The sequence below is a fragment of the Flavobacterium sp. K5-23 genome, assembly GCF_023278045.1.
Classification (GTDB): Bacteria; Bacteroidota; Bacteroidia; order Flavobacteriales; family Flavobacteriaceae; genus Flavobacterium.
The window spans coordinates 3,166,429-3,188,494 of the sequence record NZ_CP056783.1 but is presented as its reverse complement, the minus strand read 5'-3'; the positions used below and the strand labels follow the sequence as shown (position 1 = coordinate 3,188,494).

Sequence of the window (22,066 nt, the reverse complement as noted above, 5' to 3'; positions counted from 1 at the left end):
TTGTGCTTTTAAGGCTTGAAAAAGCATTTTCTAATTCCGATAAAAACAAAAATAAGAATTGAATACCATATAAAAAACGGTACGATATATTCGATATAACCAGTTGCTAACATAAGTGAAATTAGGAACAACTGGAAACCTAATCCGAATAATGAAATGCAGGTCATAAACCAATTCGGGAATGTTTTTAGCTTATAAGCATCACTATCTAGCAGATGTATTATTTTGTCAAAAACGCCATAGACAAGCGTGTAAATAAAGAACAATATATTTACTGATTTTTGACTCTCTCCGGCTAAAGCTTTAGGTGTTTTGTATTCGAATATTTTACTTGTTGAATCTCCACCTTCGGTTTTGTTTCTTAAAATAACATAGTAATAATTGTATAAAGTTCCTTGTAACTGAATACAGAAAAAAGAAATTAGAGTCAGCCAAAATGAAGCGTTAGAAACAAAACAGATTGCCATCAAAAACAAAAAGTTGAGTATAATGTCAAACACACTATCGAGATATCTTCCAGTGTAAGAAGGCGTGTTTTTTGCCCTTGCAAGTTCGCCATCAATAGCATCAATTATCGATTTTAAAATGATAAAAAATCCGGCGAAATAATACTGTTTTTGGAGTATGAAATATATAGCTATTAGACCAGAAACCCCAAAAAGGAGTGTGATGTGGATAGGGGTAAATCGCGTGTTTTTTAATCGATTTGCAATTGGAACAGCAAATGGTCTTCCATAATCGGATAGATCCAGGAATTTATTTTCTTCGGAAAGTTTAGACATTTATCTTTATAAAGACAAGAAATGTGACAATATAGTCGAATGTAAATATAGTCAAATGTTGTTATTTTGACAAACGGTGCAATGTAAATGTCATAGCAGATAATAAAAAGAATGCGCTAATTTGATGTGCCAGTCCTAACCATAAAGGAACACCATACAATAGTGTGAATACTCCTAAAAGGAACTGGACAAAAACTAAAATCAATAGTAAATTAATTCCTTTTGATTGCATTTTGTCTAATGTGAACTTTTTACTTTTAAAATAAAGGAAAATCATTAAGGCGACAACAACATAAGCCAGTGTGCGGTGAACAAACTGAACGCCACTTTTACCTTCGGTTAAACTCAACGCGAGATTCTTTTGCTCCAGGAAGATACTTTCGTGCATAAATTGACCATCACTCATTAAAGGCCAGTGATTGTGTATTAAACCTGCGTTTAAACCTGCAACGAAACCTCCATAGACGATTTGTATAAGAAGAACTATTAAAGCTATTCTTGCGATATTTCTTAATGGAACAATTATGTTTTTTCTTTCAGGGTAAATCAAGTCAAGGGATACCCATAAAGTATAAGCAAAAGTGATGAAAGCAAAAGTTAAATGCAAGGCAAGTCTAAAATGGCTAACATCAGGATTGTTTATTAAACCGCTTCTTACCATAAACCATCCTAAGAAACCTTGAAAAGCGCCCATTCCCAAAAGAACGAGACATTTTTTGACTGTTGAAGAATCAAGTTTTCTTTTGGCTAAAAAATAAAAGAATGGAATAATAAAAACCAAGCCGATAATACGACCTATAAATCTGTGAAACCATTCCCAGAAATAAATGAATTTATAATCTGAAAGTTGGAAATCATTATGAATATTGATTTTTTGATACTCAGGGAATTTCTTGTACTCTTCAAATGCTTCATTCCACTTCTCTTCAGTTAGTGGAGGAAAAGTATCGGTTACCAAGTGCCAATCCGTCATTGAAAGTCCGGAATTAGTAATTCTTGTAATTCCACCTACTGTCACCATTACAAATAACAAAGCACAGCCTGATAGCAACCAAATTATAACCGATTTATTCTCTTTTTTCATTTTTAAACTTTCTAGCTTTCTTTTTTGTTCACTATAGCTAATCCCATTTTTTTTGCTTTTTTAATCATAAAACTATAAGCAGCATTGTATTCATTAGGTATGTCACCCTCTAAAATAGCTTCTTTAATAGCTTCTTTAAGCATTCCAATTTCTTTTGAAGGTTTTAGATCGAAAATTTCTATAATCTCTTCTCCGGTTATTGGAGGTTGGAAATTACGAACATGATCACGTTCTTCCACTTCCACTATTTTATTTCGAACAATTACAAAATTGTTATGGTATTTCTTGAATTTATTAGGGTTTTTGGTTGTGATATCCGCTTCGCAAAGAGTCATTAAATCCTCAACATCTTCCCCTGCGTCAAAAACCAAACGGCGCACCGCTGAATCCGTAACAGTATCTTGTGATAATACAATTGGGCGTGAGCTCATCATAACCATTTTTTGAACAAATTTCATCTTCTGGTTTAATGGCATATGTAAACGCTCAAATATTTTTTTGACCATTTTTCCGCCCAGAAATTCATGGCCGTGAAAAGTCCAACCTTGTTTTTTGTTAAAACGTTTGGTGGGTGCTTTTCCTATATCGTGTAGTAATGCGGCCCATCTTAGCCATACATCATCAGTGTTTGGACAAATATTGTCCACAACTTCCAGTGTGTGGTAAAAATTGTTTTTATGCGTTTGTCCTTCTATTTCTTCAACTTGATTTAAGGCTGTCAATTCGGGTAAAAGAATCTCCAAAAGACCAGTCTTGTAAAGAAGTAAAAAACCAATTGAAGGTTTATCAGTAGAAAGTATTTTATTTAACTCATCAACAATTCGCTCTCCAGAAATAATCTTAATTCTTTCTGCATTTTTAGTTATGGATAACAATGAGTTTTCTTCGATTACAAAATTCAATTGATTCGCAAAACGTATCGCTCGCATCATTCTCAAAGGATCGTCAGAATAAGTGATATCTGGATCTAGAGGTGTTTTTAATATTTTATTCTCCATATCCTTCAAACCGTCAAAAGGATCGAGTAAATCTCCGAAAGTATTTGAATTCAAGGATATTGCCAATGCATTGATAGTGAAATCACGACGGTCTTGATCATCTTTTAATGTTCCGTCTTCCACAACTGGATTCCGACTTTCAAAATGGTAAGACTCTTTTCGGGCACCCACAAATTCTATTTCAGTATCTTCAAAACGAAGCATAGCAGTTCCGTAGGTTTTGAAAACCTGAACTTTGGGTTTGTTAGGGAGTAATTTAGATACTTTTAAGGCCAATTCGATTCCGCTACCTACAGCTACAATGTCGATGTCTTTTTTAAAATCCCTACCTAGAATATAGTCTCTCACAAAACCACCAATTACATAACTATCAACGTTAAGTTCTTGGGAAGCTTGTGAAATAACTTCAAAAATTTTATTATTTAATGCTTTTGTGTAATTCATTCATTTTTCTGTATTTTGTCATTTCGACGAAGGAGAAATCTCATCAAGTGATTCAGATTGTGTGATTTGCTTCGCCAGTTCGCTGTCGCTCGAGTCTCCTTTGTCGAAATGACAAACAATAACGTATTTCTATTTACGAATCACTTTTACTTGAGAATCATTCGTCAATTTTATAATTGTCGAAGGTTTTCCTGAAATTTGATCGCGGTGCAAATTTACAACATAGTCCACGCCTTTTAAAATCACGGGGCTAATTTCTTTAAAACTTTTTGGAGTAGGTTGCCCTGAAATATTGGCGGAGGTGGAAACCAGTGGTTTTTTCATTCGTTCCAATAATTTAAAACAAAACGGATCTTTTACGATACGGATTGCCAATGTTTTATCAGGAGCGATTAAGTTTGGAGCCACATTTCTTGGGTTATCAAGAATTAAAGTAGTTGGATTTTCGGATAAATCCATAATTTGCCACGCCACTTCTGGTATTTCTTTGAACACATTGTACATCATTTTTTCGCCATTCATCAGACAAATCATACTTTGAGTTTCTACCCTTTGTTTTAATTTATATAATTTAGCAACGGCTTCAGGATTTGTCGCGTCGCAGCCAATTCCCCAGATCGTATCAGTAGGGTAAAGTATGAGGCCTCCTTCTTTTATAACTTCGTGTGCGTTGTGTATTTCTTGGTTGATGTCTTGATTCATTTTTTTGTTATTTTGTAAAACAATTTTCTATACCAAACATTGTAATATTTTTTCTTGTATTTTTCGTTACTATCTTTTGATTTTAGTAAGGTTTCAATGTCGTATTTGTTTTTTGAGAAAAAATCATAATGCTTATTGTATATGTAAATTGTTGACTTTTGCCCTAAGTTTTTACTATTGTCTGTTATAGAACTTTTATCTTCATTTTTTCGGTAGAAAAATAAAGGCTCATTTATTTTATAAACACCTCCAAAATCTTTAATAATTTTAATCCATAATTCCCAATCTTCAGTATAGATTAGGTTTTCATCAAATCCTCCTACTTTATTAAATACGTCTCTTTTTATTACAGCAGAAACGGGAATACAATTTGACTCTAAAAAGTTAGATATGGAATATTCAGGTAGTTTCCAAGGTCCTTTTCTTGCTCCAAAATATTCAGCCCCTGAATAGACTATATTTAATGTTTTATCTTGTTCTAAATGTTGGATGCATTTTCTCAAATAACATTTTGATATAATGTCATCAGCATCTAAAAACAGTAAATATTTCCCCGATGCTTGTAATGCACCGTTATTTCTTGCTTTTGAAGCACCGGTGTTCTTTTGGTTAATTAAAATAATGTCCAGATTATTTTTAGATATGTAATTTGTTACTATATCTAAACTATTATCAGTTGATCCGTCGTTAATGATAATTATTTCTATTGAAGTATATTCTTGATCAATTACGGATTTAACAGTATCTATAATTGTTTTCTCATTGTTGTAACATGGGATAATTACAGATATTTTAGGATTTGAATTCATAATTGTTTTATTTGATTAATACAGATTGCAAAACGATAAATTTAATATTCTATTTTTAAATATAATGTTAATTTATAGTTTGAATTTTCTGAATGGTTTTTAAGGATTTAGATAATGGAGCACCAACCAAAAGGACTCTGAATAATTTCCAGTATTTAGGTTTAAAAAAGCTTTTAAAGAAATATTGAAACTGCAAGTGGCTCAGTAATAATTTATAGCCTAAGTATCCAGAATGTTTTCTAATAACATATAACAAAGAAATTTTAAGTTCAATTTTTATGTTTATTGAACTGGGCGTACTTGCTCCGTGATAATGAATGTAGCGTGCTTCAGGTATTAGAAAGCAACTTTTATTTGTTTTTTCTAATCTCTTACATAAATCCGTTTCTTCATAATACAAAAAGATATTGGTGTCAAAACCACCTATTGAATTAAAATCTTCATTTCTTACCATCATAAAGCTTCCTTGAACATAATTTACTTTTGTAGGGGTAAGATAAGTTGCTTTTCTTTTTGGGTATTTTTTAGGATTTATTTTTTCAAGAAAATCTCTTCCGAAAAATTCTTTTGAAACAGATGAAAAATGATCAAAAGCTTGCATTATTTTGCCATCCTCTTTAAATGATTGTCCGCCAACCATTCCAATTGAATTGTCATTTTTTAGCGCTTTCATTAGGACGCTTAAACAGTCATTTAAAAAAACGGTGTCGTTATTTATAAATGCGATATGTTTTGCTGATGCATAATGAATTCCTAACATATTTCCTGCGCCAAAACCTGTGTTTATTTTACTTCTTACTAGTTGTAAGTGTTGAAAAGTGTTTTGATCACAATATTGTTTCAGTTTTAAAAAGTCGTCTTTTTCAGAGCAATTGTCTACAACAATAATTTGAAAATTAATTGTTGAATCCGTGTTTTTTAAAATGCTTTCTATGCATTCCTGAGTAAGAGTACTGGAATTATAATTGATCAGTATAGCAGCAATTTCAAACATTTTATGTAGTTTATAAATTTATGATTATTGTATTTTTCTATGCATCATCCATAGTTGCAAATAGCGCTTTAAAACGGCAAAGGAATGTATATAAGCCAGAATAAAACCTTCTTTACCATCTAAAAAACCCAGGCGATATACATATTGCCAAAAGAAACGATAGTTAGGTCTAATGAAGAAATGATAGCTATTAGGTCTGATTTTTTTTAAGTAAAGAGCCTCTGCTTGTAATTTGCTGTATAAATTAAGTTTGGAATTGTAGTTGTCAAAGTTTTTATAGCTGTAATGGTTTGCTCTTTCTTTTAAGCGTCCCACTTTGCCATTAGTTACGATTGATTCGTGTACTAAATCCCCATTGTATTTACAGTGGTTTTTATTAAAAATCCTGATTACTTTGTCTGATTGCCAGCCGCCATATTTTATTTGTTTTCCAAGAAAAAACAAATTTCTTCTAACAGTATAAGCTACAGAATCATCTTGAGAAGCAACCTTTGAGACAATTTCTTCCCCAAGTTCAGGAGAAATAATTTCATCCAAGTCGAAAAAAACAATCCAATCATTTTTGGCTTGTTCTATTCCAAAATTACGTTGTTTGGAAAAATCATCAAAACTCCTCTGTATAACTTTTACACCTAGTTCTTCTGCTATTTTTACGGTAGCATCTGTACTATTTGAATCGATGAAAATGATTTCATCGGCAAAACCCAAACTTTGAATATGTCTTTTTACGTTTTCTTCTTCGTTCAGAGTAATTGCTAATGCAGTTATTTTTGGTTTCAAATTAATTTGATTTCTATTTTGAGGAATATTAAAGGCAAATGTAATAATTTTACAATTATTTATTAATATTAAATTCACCAAATGACCCGACTGCCTATATTGATGTATCATAATGTATCCAGTAAAGAAGAGCTTAGTTCTGGACTGACTATCGCTGTACAAAAATTAGAAAATCAGTTTCGTTATCTGGTCGAAAATGAATTTACTTCTTTTCATCTTTCCGAGTTGGATAATTTGACAGCTATTCCTCAAAAAAGCGTTGTTATTACTTTTGATGATGTTACCGTTAACCAACTTGATTATGCTGTTCCCTTACTTGTAAAATACAATTTGAAGGCTACTTTTTTTATACCCTTTAGTTATATCGGTAAAGCTGATTTGTGGAATGAAGGAAAAGAACCAATTATGTCTCTTCAGCAATTACGACAGCTGGATAGTAGAGTAGAGTTGGGTTTTCACTCTTTCGACCATAAGAAATACGCTGAAATGTCTGAATCTGAAATTAATGAAGATTTTGAAAAATGCAATCAGATAATTGAGCAAAATGGTTTGAAAGTTTATAATGCATTGGCTTATCCTTATGGGAATTACCCGAAAAAGGAACCTAAAAAAACGCAGTTTAAATCGGTTTTAAAACATAATAATGTCAAAATGGGATTGCGAATAGGGAATAAAGTAAATAAGTTTCCTTTTAAAAACCCGTATGAAATAATGAGAATTGATGTGAAAGGGGAGGACAGTATGTTGAAATTCAAATTGAAACTTCGTTTTGGTAAATTAAATTTATTTTAGGCCTTTTTGAATTAAAATAATTTTCACATACCTTGAAAAAACACCATAAGCATTTATGCTTGCTAAAGCTAAACCAGGAACTCCGTCCATAAATCCTCTTTTTAATATATAGGATGAGAAAAAGCGATAAAATGGTTTAAAGATCAAATGGAAATAAGTGGCTTTTTTTCCTTTTTTAAATGATGTGTTTGCCTGAAACCAAGCGTAAGAATCTTTTTTTTCCAGTAAATGGAAAAGTCCTTTATAGGTGTAATGAATCATGAAATTTTTCAGTGTTCCAATACTTCCATCTACATGCAATTTTTCATGTACATCTCCCGTGAACTTGATGTTTTTGTTTTTTACTAATCGTACAACTCGGTCTACTTTATGGTATAAAAAGCGGTTCATATAAAAATGTGGGAAGCTAATTTTATATCCAGAATGTTTGTCACTTTTTATTACTGAGAGTATCTCTAATCTTAGTTTTTGAGTTACTCGTTCATCTCCATCCAAAAATAATACCCAGTCACTTGTTGCAGAGGAAATGGCGTGGTTTTTTTGATTCGAAAAATTGTCGAATTTCCTTTCTAAAACAGTACACCCTAAACTAATTGCTTTTTCTTTTGTTCCATCCGTACTATAGGAATCAATGACAATTATTTCATCGGCGAATGCAACCGATTTAATGGCGTCTTCAATATAGTCGATCTCGTTATATGTAGGGATTATTACAGAAAGTGTACTCATTATTTTTTTTACCAAAAAACAAAATTAACAAATTTAGGCTATCTTTGCCCCATTATGCAAAAGAATATTTCAGTTGTTATTAGTACGTACAATTCACCCGAATGGCTTAAAAAAGTAATTTGGGGATACAATACGCAAACCTATCGTAATTTCGAAATGGTTATTGCCGATGATGGTTCACGTCAGGAAACTTTGGATTTAATCGAAGAGATGAAGAAAGAAGTTTTTTATCCTATTATTCATGTGTGGCATGAGGATAAAGGATTTCAGAAATCACAGATTTTGAATAAAGCAATTTTAGCCTGCACTACAAATTACATTATGATGTCCGACGGAGATTGTATTCCTCGTCCTGATTTTGTAGAGCAGCATATAAAATTTAGAGAAGAAGGTTATTTTCTATCTGGAGGTTACCACAAATTACCAATGGAGTTGTCGAAAAATATAACCAAAGAAGATATTTATTCTGATCAGTGTTTTGATGTTTCCTGGTTGAAGAAAAACGGAATGAAAACTTCCTTTAAAAATAACAAAGTGGACGCCAAAGGATTGCTTAGCGATATTTTGAATTTTTTGACACCCACTACGCCAAGTTGGAATGGACACAATGCTTCGGGATGGAAAGAGGATATTCTTGCCATCAATGGTTTTGATGAAAGAATGCAATATGGAGGTCAGGATAGAGAACTTGGAGAACGACTAGTTAATTATGGTATTAAACCCAAACAAATACGATATAGCACCGTTTGTTTGCATTTAGATCATCCTCGTGGTTATGCCACTCCGGAATCAATCAATAAAAATAGAAACATCCGAAAAGAAACTAAGGAACAAAAGAAAAACCGAACTGATTTTGGGATCGTTAAATAATAAAAAAGCAACTCGACGAGTTGCTTTTTTATTATAAATTGTTTTTTAGGAAACGGTCTAATTCGGGTAGAATCATTTCGGGAGTGAGTTGTTTGTATAACTCGTCAGGATTTTTTTCTATTTTTTTTCTTTCTTCAAATGTGAAGCTGTCAAATAAATTAGGTTTCATTTCCAATAAATGTACCGAGTGGTGAAATTTCCCGTCTTCAAAACTGGCCCAGTGGTCTTTGTTGACATAAGGGGAGAAGATCGTAAAAGTAGGTTTGTTTAACGCTTTGGCTATATGCACTGTTCCTCCTTCATTCGAAACTAAAACAGTACATTGACTCATTAGTTTAATGAAATCTCGAATGCTTTTTGCGTAAATATCCAAAATGATATTGGACTTGTTTTTACACATTTCGTATATTTTTTGCGCTTCTTGTTTTTGATTTGGAGCATAATTGAAAAGAATGTTTACATCATAATTTGACGCTATGTAATCAACCATTTCCGCTACATATTCATAAGGCATTGATTTTTGGGGAGTACTGCCTAAAACTCCAAGAACGATAACTTTCTTGTCAGCATACTTTCCTAAATAATCTTCTTTTTTTTCTTCGTCTGTTAAAAATATCTTTGGCTCATAATCGATAGGTTCAAAATTCCCAGCTTGGCTTAATAAATGGATTCGGTCTTCAATTGCTTTGCCGCAAATTTTGGTTTTTTCTTTAGAGATTGTCACCGGATTAGTGTAATATCCCCAATTCCCTAATTTTTTACGACTTTTATGTCCAATGGTTTGTTTCGCTCCTGAGAACTTACAGATTAATTTACTTTGTGTCTTCGAATACGGATCGAAAATAATATCGTAATTTTCTTTTCGAATTTTACGTATTAGTTTAAACAGAACTGGAAGTTTTTTTAGTTCTTTGTCGTTTATCGAAATAATTTTGTCAATATTTGGATTGTTTTGAATGACACCATGAGTGAAATCGTAGGCCATAAAGTGAACTTCGCTATCGGGGTGTTTTGCTTTGAAATTATTAGCAATTACTGAGCTGATTAATACGTCTCCAATACGCTTGTTCTGAATGATTAAAACTTTCTTCATAAAATTAATTGTTGCTGCAAAGTACTATTTTTTATACTTTTAAACCAAAATAATATAACAGAACGTGAAAATAATACTTCATCCAAAATACGAACATCAGAAAGAGGCTATTTTACAGTTAGTTGAAGGCTTTTTTACTAAAGGAGAGCTTATCGTGCAAGGATCCCGAAATACAATTAAGTCAAACGTTTTAGGAGATGAAAAGGTAAACATCAAATTTTTCGCAAAACCAGGTCCTTTAAAATCGGTTATTTATTCTTTTTTTAGAAGTACTAAGGCAAAGCGCTCCTTTGAGTATGCTAATTACTTATTGAATCATAAAATTGCCACTCCATTTCCTATCGCTTATGTTGAATCGCGTAGTAGTGTTAACCTATTGGGAGAAAGTTATTATATCTGTGAGCAAATTGACTATGATTTTACCATTAGAGAATTAATTCACCAGCCTTTATTTCCGGAAAGAAATGTTGTTTTAGAGCAGTTTGCTCATTTCACCTATAATATGCATGAAGCGAGAATCAATTTTTTGGACCATTCTCCTGGTAATACATTAGTAGTAAAAAAAGAGCCAGGAATATATGACTTCTACCTTATTGATTTAAATAGAATGAAATTTGAAGATATGTCTATTGAAGACAGGATGGATAATTTTAAGAAAATGTGGTTGTCTAAAACAATGGTTAAGGTAATTGCTAAAGCCTATTCTAAGTTAAGCAATTATCCAGAGGAGCAGTTGCATACTCTTTTACTTAAAAAGACATCGTCGTTTAAAAGGAAAATCACCAAAAAGAAATACCTAAAGCGCAAGCTAGGCAAGAAGTAATGAAAATCCCCAAACTATAAATCATATTAATTTAAAGTTTGGGGATTTTTTTATAAGTCTTACTTGATTTATACAGCTACATCATATTCGCGTAAAGCGTTATTTAATGATGTTTTTAAATCAGTAGATGGTTTACGAGTTCCAATAATTAACGCACAAGGAACTTGAAATTCCCCAGCGGCAAATTTTTTGGTATAGCTACCAGGAATTACTACAGAACGAGCTGGAACATATCCTTTCATCTCCACCGGAGAATCACCTGTAACGTCAATGATTTTAGTAGACGCAGTCAAACATACGTTAGCGCCTAGAACAGCTTCTTTACCTACGTGAACACCTTCAACAACGATACAACGAGATCCTATAAAAGCACCATCTTCAATGATTACTGGAGCTGCTTGCAAAGGTTCTAGAACCCCTCCAATACCAACACCACCACTTAAGTGAACGTTTTTACCTATTTGAGCACAACTACCTACAGTTGCCCAAGTATCTACCATTGTTCCTTCATCAACATAAGCTCCAATGTTTACATAACTTGGCATTAAGATAACACCGCTTGAAATATATGCACCATAACGGGCAACAGCATTAGGAACTACACGAATTCCTTTTTCAGCAAATCCTCTTTTAAGAAGCATTTTGTCATGGTACTCAAAAATTCCAGATTCCCAAGTTTCCATTTTTTGAATAGGGAAATACATAACGACAGCTTTCTTAACCCATTCGTTTACCTGCCAAGCATCTCCTTTTGGTTCAGCTACACGTAATTTTCCAGTGTCTAATAATTCAATAACTTCTCTAATAGCAGTTGTTGTCGTTTCTTCTTGTAACAAAGCTCGGTTTTCCCATGCTTGTTCTATTATTGTTTGTAATGGATTCATTTGCTTTTAAGTATTTATTATGATTATAAGTTTTTTAAAGGATTCCCTTTTAATTTCAGGTATTTTTCTCCAATCAATTTACCTCCACTAGTGTTTAAATGGGTAGGGTCTCTGTACAGTATCATATTGTCTATTTCTACATCACAATTACCACTTTTGCATAAAACATCATTTATATCTATTATCAGTATTGAAGGAAACTTTCTTTTCATTTCATAAACAATGTAATTATAGGGTCTTGGTGTAAATGGAATAGTAAATATTTTTTGCGAAAAGAAAATAGGTAATCCAGATTTCAATAATTTTAATTTATGTAAATCCATTTCAGATGTTGATCTTGGACTATCAAATATAATTATTTTTTTTCCAGATTTAATCAAATACCCTACTGTATTTAATATTGATTTATAATTATTACTATTAGGATTTGATAGTTCATTCCAATTTGCCGCAATAAAAATATTTTTATATTTTGTTGCAAATTTCAGTCTATTGTCAGCATATTCTGAAGGGAATTCTGGAGTACCATCGTTATTTAAATTATTTAAAAGGGGGTAGCCAGATGCTGCACTATCGTGAATGTACATTCCAGCATCTTTAGCTAAAACATCTAAAAAAGCCCCAGTATGATTTGCAAATGAATCACCTATTAACATACCGTCTAAACTGTCTTTTTTTATTCCTAAGAAACATTCTTCACAATTTCCTATCTTATATTTGTTAAAGCATTTTTTTCTTACAATGTTTGGGAAATTTGTTTTTTGCGTAAACTCTGATAGATTAGGAAATCGTTCAGGATATCCATCTTTAGCATCTAAAAATACATATATTAATAATATTGCTATAAAAGAGGGTACTACTAAAATCAGAACTGTTTTTTTAAAGTTGTATTTGTATTTAATTCTGAAGGGTTGCTCAATAAAGCGCCATGAAAAATAAGACAAACCGATAATTGACAGCAATGATATAATTCTAACCGATCCCTCTAAATTGATTCCCAAATATTTGATAAATACAAATAAGGGCCAATGCCATAAATACATCGAATAAGATAGTAAACCGATGAAAACCAAAATTTTATTCTGAAGCAATTTGTTTACAATGCCTTGATTACGGATTTCTTTTCCTGTAAAAATTATCAAAGCTGTTCCTAGACAAGGCCAAAATGCGTTTAATCCTGGGAATATGCTTGATTTAGAAAGTAATACAGCTGGTGCTATAATTAATGCTAATCCTACAATCGAGATCAGACTATTTTGAGTTTTGGATAAAACAGGTGTTTTATTCCAAAACATTGCTAAACAAGCACCAATTGTAAGTTCAAATATGCGTGCTGGTAATAAAAAGTAAGCCGCTTTTGGATTAATGTTTGTTAAATAAATAGAAAGAAAAATACCGGAAATCAGAAAAATAAAAATAATGACAAGTCTTTTTTCTAAACTAAATTTTTTATGTAAAAATAATAATAGTAATGGCCATAACATATAATATTGTTCCTCAACGGATAAAGACCAAGTATGTAATAAAGGAATTGAGTCTGAATTCTCCGCAAAATAATTTCCGCTATTCAACCATAAATGGAAATTATTGGTTGATAAAAACGTATGGATTAATGTTCTTCCATATGACTCTAAATTATCGGCAAATAAAAATATATAAGCAGGAATGGTTACAATTAACATTACAAAAATAAGAACTGGAATTATCCTTCTAATGCGTCTTAAATAGAATTGTTTGAAAGAAAAAGAGTTGTTACTCATCTCTTTATCAATGCTCAAAGAAATCAAAAAACCAGAAAGAACAAAAAACACATCAACTCCAATGTATCCTCCAGGTGTAAAAGAAATGCCTGCGTGAAATAATATAACAAGTATAACAGCCAAAGCTCGTATTCCATCTATATCTGGACGATAAGAAAAGTTTGAATTCAAAATTTTTATTTTTTGCAAATGTAATAGGATTTTCTTCTAAAACTGCTTTGTTTTTGTAATACTAACATATTTGATTTAAATGTTTAAATAATTTTAGCACGCTATTTTACTATTGTACTCCTGATTTAGATTCAATATCTAAATTTATGGTTTGGTTATTATTAAAGTAAGGGGAATTAGCAGAAATTATGATTTTATGTGAATACTAAAAGGCTTAGAAAGTTTGTGTCTTGTTATGTATCTTTGCAAAATAAACTATCAAATAAATGCCAAGAATTCTAGCTATTGACTACGGACAAAAACGAACAGGTATTGCTGTTACTGATGAAATGCAAATAATAGCTTCAGGATTGACTACAATTCCAAGCGCAACTGCCATTGCTTTTTTAAAAGATTATTTCGCTAAGGAAAAAGTAGAAGCGGTAATTATAGGTGATCCTAAACAAATGAACGGACAACCTTCGGAAAGCGCTTCGATTATTAAAGGATTTGTAACTCATTTTACAAATCATTTTCCGGATATGAAAGTGGTTCGTGTGGATGAACGTTTTACCTCAAAAATGGCTTTTCAAACAATGATCGATAGTGGTTTGAATAAAAAACAACGTCAAAACAAAGCGCTTATTGACGAAATTTCAGCAACAATAATGCTTCAGGATTATTTGAATCGAAAGCAATTTTAATAGTCGTTTTAATGAATTAATAAGGCTCAAACGTTTTCGTAAAGTCTAACTTTTTCAATTGATTTTATTGGTTTTTTTGTGATTTTATGAAGTATCTTTGCATTCTTAAAATATTGCCATGACTGACACAACAATTCGTACCAATACTGATGTAGTTCTTATAGGAGCTGGAATAATGAGTGCCACACTTGGGGTACTATTAAAAGAATTACAACCAGACATAAAAATAGAGATTTACGAAAGACTTGATATAGCTGCAGCCGAAAGTTCTGATGCCTGGAATAATGCAGGTACTGGTCATTCCGCTTTTTGTGAATTGAACTACACTCCAGAAAGTCAAGACGGAAGTATAGATCCTAAAAAAGCAATTAGTATTGCAGAATCTTTTGAGGTTTCAAGACAATTTTGGTCTTATTTAGTTCAGAATAATTGCGCCCCATCACCTGAAAATTTCATTAAAAGCATTCCTCACCTTAGTTTTGTTTGGGGAGATAAAAATGTCGAATATTTAAAGAAACGTTTTGATGTTTTAAGTCAAAATCCACTTTTTAAAGATATGGCTTTCAGTACTGATGTTGAACAACTGAAAAAATGGATGCCTCTAGTTATGGAAGGTAGAAAAGATACTGATAAAGTGGCGGCTACCACAATGGATATGGGTACTGATGTAAACTTTGGAGAATTAACCAGAAGGATGTTTGACTATTTGTCTCAGCAGGACGGAGTGACGATTCATTACAATCATGAAGTTCGTAAGTTGAAACAATTAAAAGATAAATCCTGGAGAATAAAAATCAAAGATTTAGCTTCTGATCAAAAGAGAAAAGTATATACTAAATTTGTTTTTATAGGTGCTGGTGGAGGTTCTTTGCCATTATTAGAAAAAGCAGATATTCCGGAAGGAAAAGGCTTTGGGGGTTTTCCCGTTAGTGGGCAATGGTTAAAATGTATTAACCCTGAAGTTATTGCTAAACACCAAGCTAAAGTATACGGTAAGGCTAGTGTAGGCGCTCCTCCTATGTCTGTTCCACATATCGATTCAAGAATGATTGATGGAGAAAAAGCATTGCTTTTTGGTCCTTTTGCTGGATTTTCCACTCGTTTTTTGAAAAATGGTTCTTATTCTGATTTGCCTTTTTCAATTAAAAAAGACAATATTATTCCAATGATTGCTGCAGGAATTAAAAACATTCCGCTTACTAAATATCTTATTGAACAAGTTCGCCAATCTCCAAAAGACAGAATGAATGCTCTTAAGGAATACGTGCCAAGTGCAAGATCGAAAGACTGGGTTATCGAAAGAGCTGGACAACGCGTGCAGGTAATTAAGAAAGATGAAAAAGAAGGAGGGATTCTTGAATTTGGTACTGAGGTAATTAATTCTGCTGATGGTTCATTAGCAGTATTACTTGGCGCATCTCCTGGAGCTTCTACGGCTGTATCTATTATGGTTGACTTGTTAGGAAGATGCTTTAAAGACAAGTTAGAAACACCAGAATGGCAAGAAAAACTTAAAGTGATGATTCCTTCTTATGGACAGACTTTAAATGATAATCCAGATCTTCTAGAAGAAATAAGAAAAAACACTTCTTCAGTTTTAAAACTGAATGCATAATAATAGTTTGATATCAATCCCGATATAAGTCGGGATTGATGTTTTATGACTTCATCATTAATTCCGTGTTTTTTTCAATATTACGAGATAAATTAGTCAGCCAGATTAATTGTTCATTTACTAATTGCGCTTCCTGCATTTTTAATTGAAACGCTTCTTCATCTACTGGATTCCCTGATTTTAATTCTTTTTCTCGGATATTTTTTAATTCAGTAAACCTTTTTTGTAATTCTGTATTGTGATTGTTTTCCTGAGGTTTGATATTTCTATTCTTTAAAATAGAAATTGCATCGTCTAAGTTTTTTATTACTCCATCGACTACTACATTAAAAGCTTCTGAAGCTTTTGTGGTTTTGTGAGATTGTATATATGTACCTAAAGAAGCTGCCGAAGAAAGTAACGTATGGTTTAGAACTGTCAATTTATAAACCTGTGTTTGTTTAATTTGCTTAGATTTAGGTTCTTGCATCATTCTCTGAAAGGAAGCCATTAGATTACCAACTTCAATAAAAGCTTGTTTTCTTGCCAATCGATACGCTAAAGGAAGTTCGCCTTTTTTATTGTAATAAATAGAAATCTCTTTTATGTAATTTCTGTTTGCTGTAATCGCTTTTTCTAAATATTTAGGGATATTCAACAGCTCCCAGCTAGGCCATAAAAAGTAATTGGCTAAAAAGGCCAATGCAGCTCCGGTTAATGTGTCTAAGATTCTATATTGTACAACATCAGCAATATTAGGGGTTTGAATTCCGTATATAAAAATGACATTGATGGTAACAAAAATAACTCCTATTTTATAGTTTGATTGTGAAAACGTTAAACCTAAGACCATAGCCAATACTGCAAAAACACTAACGAGGATTATGTTATTTATTAAAACCAACAATCCAAAAGCAATCAAGCCGCCTATTACAGTCCCGAATATACGTTCAAATGAGCGTTGTTTTGTCAAGCCATATCCTGGTTTCAATATAACTACAATAGTTAATAGTATCCAATATACGTTTTGGAAAGGAACAAATTGACCAATTATAAAACCACATAAAATAGTAATGGTTATTCGAAGAGAATGCCTGAATACTGACGAGGAAAAACTAAGATTTCCAGTAAAAGCACTCAACGGATAATGTAGCGGAGTAAGGAATTTTTCTAAATCTTTATCTTTCCCTTTAAAATCAACTGAACTGATCGTTGAACTGAATGTACGCTCAACAATCTTAATTTTTTCTATTTGTTTTTCGGCATACTGTAACATTGTGGTAAGCATATATCCACTTTCTGAATCAGAAGTTATGCCTAGATCTGTTTCGTAATCGATAATTGCCGTTTGAAGTGTATTTAAATCATTAGCTAAATGATGACTAGACTTATATTTTTGTATGTTTTCAATACTATCTGCAAGTTGTTTTAAAGGGATTGCCAGATTGTATGCCAAGTTTTGATAAATGGTTAATACTTTGGGATTGTTATTGAATTTTTGATGGAGTTTGTCGTGATCAAATGAAGTTGCTAATGCTAATTCAAGAATTTCCACTAAAGAGATGAAAACGAGGAGTAATTTTCGGTTTTGGATAGAAGAACCTGAATTTATTTGGTTTCCTATAAGAACTTCTCTTATGTTTTCTTGAATGATATTCAATTGAACTTGAAGGCTCAATTGTTTTTCAATAATTGTCTTTTTGTCTGCAGTATTTGTCCATAAATCAGCTCTTAGTTCTAGATAATCAGAAGTGAGTCTAATGCATTCGGCAATTTGTAATTCGACATAACGATAAGGTCTGATGTAATAAAACAGTAATGAAATGATTATGTAGAATAAACCTCCTGCGAGCAGTAATGCTGAATAATGCAGTATTTCCCAACCTTCATTTAAATGGGCAAATGCCAGAGAAATGGAAAGTAAAGCCGAAAATGAAATCATAGTTGCTCTTTGTCCATAAACCGATATCATAGACAGTAAGAATATCAATAAAGCTAAAAAAGGGTAAAAAATTCCTGAGAATGGATAAGCTATGTTTAATACTAAATTAGTAGCTGATACTATAAATGCAGAGACTAGTAATCCATTTATTTTTTGTTTTAAATTACTTGGAACATCACTTGGATACGTGAAAAAGGCACCTAATGCAATTGTAAAGCCTATTTGGAAATAACCCAAAAAAGTAAATAACAATACTGGAATTACAGTCGCAATAGTAACTTTTAAGGCATTAGTGAAATGGGTGCTTTCAGTGAATTTTTGAATTTTTGAAATCATAGGAGAAAGGAATACACACAAAGGTAACAATTGTAAGAATTGGGGCGGTGTAAATCGTTGGTTTTTAATAAAAATTGTAAATAAATGCTAATTATGTCTTTGGAATTAACGATTGTCCAATTTTTTACTATTTTTGCCAACCGTATTTATAAGGATAGAGATTCTTAATGCACTATATACAATACTTAATACAATAATAATGATATTACCAATTATAGGTTATGGCGATCCAGTTTTAAGAAAAGTAGGGGAAGTTCTTTCACCAGAACATCCAAACTTAAAGGAAACAATTGCAAATATGTATGATACAATGTATAATGCTTGTGGAGTAGGATTGGCTGCGCCTCAGGTAGGGATGGCTATTCGCTTGTTTATAGTGGATACCACTCCGTTTAGTGAGGATGAAGATTTAGAAGATGATGAACAAAAAGAATTGAAAGGTTTTAAAAGAACTTTTATCAATCCTAAAATGTTGAAAGAAGACGGTGAAGAATGGGTGTTTAACGAAGGTTGTTTGAGTATTCCTGATGTTCGCGAAGATGTTACAAGAAACGAGAGAATTACTATCGAATACTGTGAAGAAGATTTTGTTGTAAAAACAGAAGTTTTTGACGGACTGATAGCCAGAGTTATCCAGCACGAGTACGATCATATCGAAGGAATTTTATTTACAGATAAAATATCGTCTCTTAAAAAGCGTTTGATTCAAAAGAAATTAAAAAACATCTTAGAAGGTAAAACTTTCCAAGATTACAGAATGAAATTTTTCGCTAAGAAAGGGAGGTAATTCTAGTATAGTCTGATAATCAAAAATTGGTATTTAGACCCTAACATAAAAACAAATTGAATTCTTAATTATAATTAACAAAAACATGAATTTAGAGAAAATATTAGCCATTTCTGGGAAACCAGGTTTATACGTTTTGAAAGTACAAACTCGTACAGGTTTTGTAGCAGAATCGTTATTGGATGGAAAAAAAATAACTGTAAACTTAAAAAGTAACGTAAGTTTATTATCTGAGATTTCAATTTACACTTACGAAGGAGAAAAGCCTTTAGCCGAAATAATGCAAAACATTGCGACTAAAGAAAATAATGGTCCAGCTATCTCTCATAAGGAAGACAATGCTACATTAGCTGCTTATTTCAAAGAAGTCTTAGCTGATTACGATGAAGAAAGAGTATATCCTTCAGATATTAAAAAAGTACTGAACTGGTATAATATGCTTCAAGCAAAAGGGATGGTTGTTGAAACTGAAGCTTTAGCTACTGAAGAAACTCCAGCTGTAGAGGAAGAAGTTGTTGCTGAAAAGCCTAAAAAAGAAAAAAAAGTAAAAGAATAACACATTCTGAATCTTTATAAATAAATCCTGCCTTCTATGAATTTAGAAAGCAGGATTTGTTATTTTTACCCTAAAACTAATTGTAATGAATTCAAGACAACTCCAACTTCAAGCTTTTGAAAGACTTTTAAATATCATGGATGAATTGCGTGAGCAATGCCCGTGGGATAAAAAACAAACGTTGCAAAGTTTACGTCATCTTACTATTGAAGAAACCTATGAACTGGGAGACGCAATTTTGGATAATGACTTGAAAGAGGTGAAAAATGAATTGGGTGATTTGTTATTGCATATTGTTTTTTATGCTAAAATAGGTAGCGAAACTGATGATTTTGATATGGCTGATGTGTGCAACAGTATCTGTGACAAGTTGATTCATCGCCATCCTCATATTTATAGTGATACAGTAGTGGCTAATGAAGAAGAGGTGAAACAAAATTGGGAAAAACTTAAACTGAAAGAGGGTAAAAAATCAGTGTTAGAAGGTGTGCCTAAAAGTTTACCAGCATTGGTAAAAGCCAGTAGAATTCAAGATAAAGTAAAAGGTGTAGGTTTTGATTGGGAAGAACCGCAGCAAGTTTGGGAAAAAGTACAAGAGGAATTGGAAGAACTACAAGTTGAGGTTAAAGCAGGAAATCAAGATCTTATAGAAGCCGAATTTGGAGATGTTTTATTCTCAATGATTAATTACGCTCGTTTTCTTAATGTAAACCCTGAAGATGCATTAGAACGTACAAACAAAAAATTCATTAAACGATTTCAGTATTTAGAAGGGAAAGCTTCTGAGTTAGGAAAACCCCTGATGGATATGACTCTGGCGGAAATGGATGTTTTTTGGAATGAGGCAAAAAAGCTTTAAACTATTTTTATAATAAGTCAATTTTATATGTATGTCCGATAATAAAATCGAGTTAAAACGCTCTTTAGGATTAATTGATGCTACTAGTTTAGTAGCTGGTTCTATGATAGGTTCCGGTATCTTTATTGTAACATCAGCAATGGCTAGGGACATAGGTTCAGCAGCCTGGCTTTTAATTATTTGGGTTGTAACTGGTTTGATTACAGTTGCCGCTGCCTTAAGCTACGGTGAATTGGCTGGTATGATGCCTAATGCTGGAGGACAATTTGTGTACATACAGCGTGCTTATGGGAGATTAGTCTCTTTTCTTTACGGTTGGACCGTTTTCACAGTGATTCAAACAGGTGTTATAGCAGCGATAGCAGTAACTTTTGCTAATTATTCTGCCATTTTTTTTCCTGCATTAGATAATACGCTATTTAAAATAGGTTCTAATTTTACTTTTACAAACAGCAAATTGTTAGCGATATTAAGTATAGTGTTGTTGACTTATATAAATACAAAAGGTGTTAAAAGCGGAAAAATAATTCAATTGATATTAACCGCTGCAAAGCTAATTGCCCTTTTTGCTTTGATAGTTTTAGGTATATACGTGGGTTTACATACTGATGTCTTGTCAAATAATTTTGATAATATGTGGGACGCAAGTAGAACGGTACAAAATTCTGATGGTACAATTACTATAACCCAACTTACTGGGACAGCTTTGCTAGGCGCTGCTGCAGCAACAATGATTAATTCATTGTTTTCAAGTGATGCTTGGAATAATGTTACTTTTATAGCTGGAGAAATCAAAGAACCCAAAAAGAATATTCCTAGAAGTTTATTTCTGGGTACTTTGATCGTCACCATAATTTATGTTTTGGCCAATGTTGCTTATTTAGCTTTATTGCCTATGCACGGAACTCCAAATAGTACAAATGTTTTGGATAGCGGAATTATGTTTGCCAGTAATGATAGAGTAGGTGCAGCAGCTGCCAGTATGATTATGGGTAACGTGAGTGTGTTTGTAATGGCTGCTTTGATAATGGTCTCTACGTTTGGTTGTAATAGTGGGTTAATTCTTTCGGGTGGAAGATTGTTTTTTGCTATGGCAAAAGATGGTTTGTTTTTTAAACAAGCTACTGAATTAAATAAAAATCAAGTCCCAGCAAAAGCATTATGGGTTCAATGTATTTGGGCGTGTGTATTGTGTGTTTCGGGTAAATTCGGGGATTTATTGACTTACGCTACCTTTGCTTCTTTGTTGTTTTATATTTTAACAATTATAGGTGTTTTTATTCTTAGAAAAAAAGAACCTAATACTGAAAGACCTTATAGAGCATTTGGCTATCCAATAATTCCAGGATTATATATAATAGTGACGACTGCTATTTGTATTACCTTGTTAGTATATGATACTGTGAATACGGGATTAGGATTAGCTATTGTTGCTTTAGGAATTCCTATTTATTACTTATTTATGAATAAGAAAGTCTAGTGAAGTTGCCAATTCGCGATTTTTTCACATCTTAATTTAATTAACGGCAAATTTAAAAAGTGATTTAATAATTAGATGTTGATTTACAAAGAAATGTCTTAGGATAAATTTTGT

At 32.3% G+C, this 22,066-nt stretch carries 21 protein-coding genes; 9 read left to right on the top strand and 12 right to left on the bottom strand.

Features of this window, described 5'->3' with window-relative positions:
• Window positions 1-8 precede the first annotated feature (8 nt).
• From FLAK523_RS13805 to FLAK523_RS13775, 7 genes are all read right to left on the bottom strand, one after another.
• Complete coding sequence (locus FLAK523_RS13805) at window positions 9-782, bottom strand: CDP-alcohol phosphatidyltransferase family protein (protein ID WP_248904514.1); 774 nt, start codon at window positions 780-782, stop codon at window positions 9-11.
• 61 nt (window positions 783-843) lie between these two features.
• Entirely contained in the window at window positions 844-1,866 is a 1,023-nt protein-coding gene (locus FLAK523_RS13800; protein ID WP_248904512.1) for a COX15/CtaA family protein, read from the bottom strand.
• 11 nt (window positions 1,867-1,877) lie between these two features.
• Complete coding sequence (locus tag FLAK523_RS13795) at window positions 1,878-3,308, bottom strand: CCA tRNA nucleotidyltransferase (protein WP_248904510.1); 1,431 nt, start codon at window positions 3,306-3,308, stop codon at window positions 1,878-1,880.
• 129 nt (window positions 3,309-3,437) lie between these two features.
• Window positions 3,438-4,010, bottom strand: coding sequence for an L-threonylcarbamoyladenylate synthase (locus FLAK523_RS13790; protein WP_248904509.1), 573 nt, complete (start codon window positions 4,008-4,010; stop codon window positions 3,438-3,440).
• The gene (locus FLAK523_RS13785) at window positions 4,007-4,819 is read right to left on the bottom strand and encodes a glycosyltransferase (protein ID WP_248904500.1); all 813 of its coding nucleotides are present in this window, start codon (window positions 4,817-4,819) and stop codon (window positions 4,007-4,009) included. Before FLAK523_RS13785 ends, FLAK523_RS13790 begins: the two co-directional genes overlap by 4 nt.
• Window positions 4,820-4,886: 67 nt before the next feature.
• Entirely contained in the window at window positions 4,887-5,813 is a 927-nt protein-coding gene (locus tag FLAK523_RS13780; RefSeq protein WP_248904498.1) for a glycosyltransferase family 2 protein, read from the bottom strand.
• A gap of 24 nt (window positions 5,814-5,837) precedes the next feature.
• Window positions 5,838-6,593 (bottom strand): glycosyltransferase family 2 protein, encoded by a 756-nt coding sequence (locus FLAK523_RS13775; protein WP_248904496.1) that lies wholly within the window; start codon window positions 6,591-6,593, stop codon window positions 5,838-5,840.
• Window positions 6,594-6,674: 81 nt separating this feature from the next.
• Here FLAK523_RS13775 and FLAK523_RS13770 point away from each other — a divergent pair, with 81 nt between their 5' ends.
• On the top strand, window positions 6,675-7,385 hold the full coding sequence (locus FLAK523_RS13770; RefSeq protein ID WP_248904494.1) for a polysaccharide deacetylase family protein: 711 nt from the start codon (window positions 6,675-6,677) through the stop codon (window positions 7,383-7,385).
• Here FLAK523_RS13770 and FLAK523_RS13765 read toward each other — a convergent pair.
• Window positions 7,377-8,114, bottom strand: coding sequence for a glycosyltransferase family 2 protein (locus FLAK523_RS13765; RefSeq protein WP_248904492.1), 738 nt, complete (start codon window positions 8,112-8,114; stop codon window positions 7,377-7,379). The two genes, FLAK523_RS13770 and FLAK523_RS13765, sit on opposite strands and share 9 nt — an antisense overlap.
• Before the next feature lie 54 nt (window positions 8,115-8,168).
• Here FLAK523_RS13765 and FLAK523_RS13760 point away from each other — a divergent pair, with 54 nt between their 5' ends.
• Window positions 8,169-8,984 carry a glycosyltransferase family 2 protein gene (locus FLAK523_RS13760; RefSeq protein WP_248904490.1) on the top strand — a complete coding sequence of 272 codons (816 nt, stop codon included), beginning with the start codon at window positions 8,169-8,171 and terminating at the stop codon, window positions 8,982-8,984.
• Window positions 8,985-9,015: 31 nt separating this feature from the next.
• Here the strand turns inward: FLAK523_RS13760 and FLAK523_RS13755 are convergent, their stop codons facing one another.
• Complete coding sequence (locus FLAK523_RS13755; RefSeq protein WP_248904482.1) at window positions 9,016-10,077, bottom strand: glycosyltransferase family 9 protein; 1,062 nt, start codon at window positions 10,075-10,077, stop codon at window positions 9,016-9,018.
• 64 nt (window positions 10,078-10,141) lie between these two features.
• Here FLAK523_RS13755 and FLAK523_RS13750 point away from each other — a divergent pair, with 64 nt between their 5' ends.
• Window positions 10,142-10,900, top strand: a complete 759-nt coding sequence (locus FLAK523_RS13750; protein ID WP_248904479.1) for a lipopolysaccharide kinase InaA family protein — start codon at window positions 10,142-10,144, stop codon at window positions 10,898-10,900.
• A 68-nt stretch (window positions 10,901-10,968) separates the two neighbouring features.
• On the opposite strand, the gene FLAK523_RS13745 is transcribed toward FLAK523_RS13750, so the two are convergent.
• Complete coding sequence (locus FLAK523_RS13745) at window positions 10,969-11,784, bottom strand: 2,3,4,5-tetrahydropyridine-2,6-dicarboxylate N-succinyltransferase (protein ID WP_248904477.1); 816 nt, start codon at window positions 11,782-11,784, stop codon at window positions 10,969-10,971.
• Between the two features lie 23 nt (window positions 11,785-11,807).
• The gene (locus tag FLAK523_RS13740) at window positions 11,808-13,715 is read right to left on the bottom strand and encodes an acyltransferase family protein (RefSeq protein WP_248904475.1); all 1,908 of its coding nucleotides are present in this window, start codon (window positions 13,713-13,715) and stop codon (window positions 11,808-11,810) included.
• A gap of 266 nt (window positions 13,716-13,981) precedes the next feature.
• Here FLAK523_RS13740 and ruvX point away from each other — a divergent pair, with 266 nt between their 5' ends.
• Window positions 13,982-14,398, top strand: coding sequence for a Holliday junction resolvase RuvX (gene ruvX / locus FLAK523_RS13735; protein WP_248904474.1), 417 nt, complete (start codon window positions 13,982-13,984; stop codon window positions 14,396-14,398).
• Window positions 14,399-14,516: 118 nt separating this feature from the next.
• Complete coding sequence (locus FLAK523_RS13730) at window positions 14,517-16,013, top strand: malate:quinone oxidoreductase (RefSeq protein WP_248904457.1); 1,497 nt, start codon at window positions 14,517-14,519, stop codon at window positions 16,011-16,013.
• A gap of 43 nt (window positions 16,014-16,056) precedes the next feature.
• On the opposite strand, the gene FLAK523_RS13725 is transcribed toward FLAK523_RS13730, so the two are convergent.
• Window positions 16,057-18,270, bottom strand: coding sequence for an FUSC family membrane protein (locus FLAK523_RS13725; RefSeq protein ID WP_248904454.1), 2,214 nt, complete (start codon window positions 18,268-18,270; stop codon window positions 16,057-16,059).
• 199 nt (window positions 18,271-18,469) lie between these two features.
• Here FLAK523_RS13725 and def point away from each other — a divergent pair, with 199 nt between their 5' ends.
• The 4 genes from def to FLAK523_RS13705 all read left to right on the top strand — a co-directional run bounded on the left by def (window position 18,470) and on the right by FLAK523_RS13705 (window position 21,952).
• On the top strand, window positions 18,470-19,057 hold the full coding sequence (gene def, locus FLAK523_RS13720; protein ID WP_248904453.1) for a peptide deformylase: 588 nt from the start codon (window positions 18,470-18,472) through the stop codon (window positions 19,055-19,057).
• Between the two features lie 85 nt (window positions 19,058-19,142).
• Entirely contained in the window at window positions 19,143-19,613 is a 471-nt protein-coding gene (locus tag FLAK523_RS13715) for a DUF5606 domain-containing protein (protein ID WP_248904451.1), read from the top strand.
• Between the two features lie 85 nt (window positions 19,614-19,698).
• Window positions 19,699-20,472 carry a nucleoside triphosphate pyrophosphohydrolase gene (mazG, locus tag FLAK523_RS13710; protein ID WP_248904449.1) on the top strand — a complete coding sequence of 258 codons (774 nt, stop codon included), beginning with the start codon at window positions 19,699-19,701 and terminating at the stop codon, window positions 20,470-20,472.
• 31 nt (window positions 20,473-20,503) lie between these two features.
• Window positions 20,504-21,952 (top strand): APC family permease, encoded by a 1,449-nt coding sequence (locus tag FLAK523_RS13705; protein WP_248904448.1) that lies wholly within the window; start codon window positions 20,504-20,506, stop codon window positions 21,950-21,952.
• Window positions 21,953-22,066 lie beyond the last annotated feature (114 nt).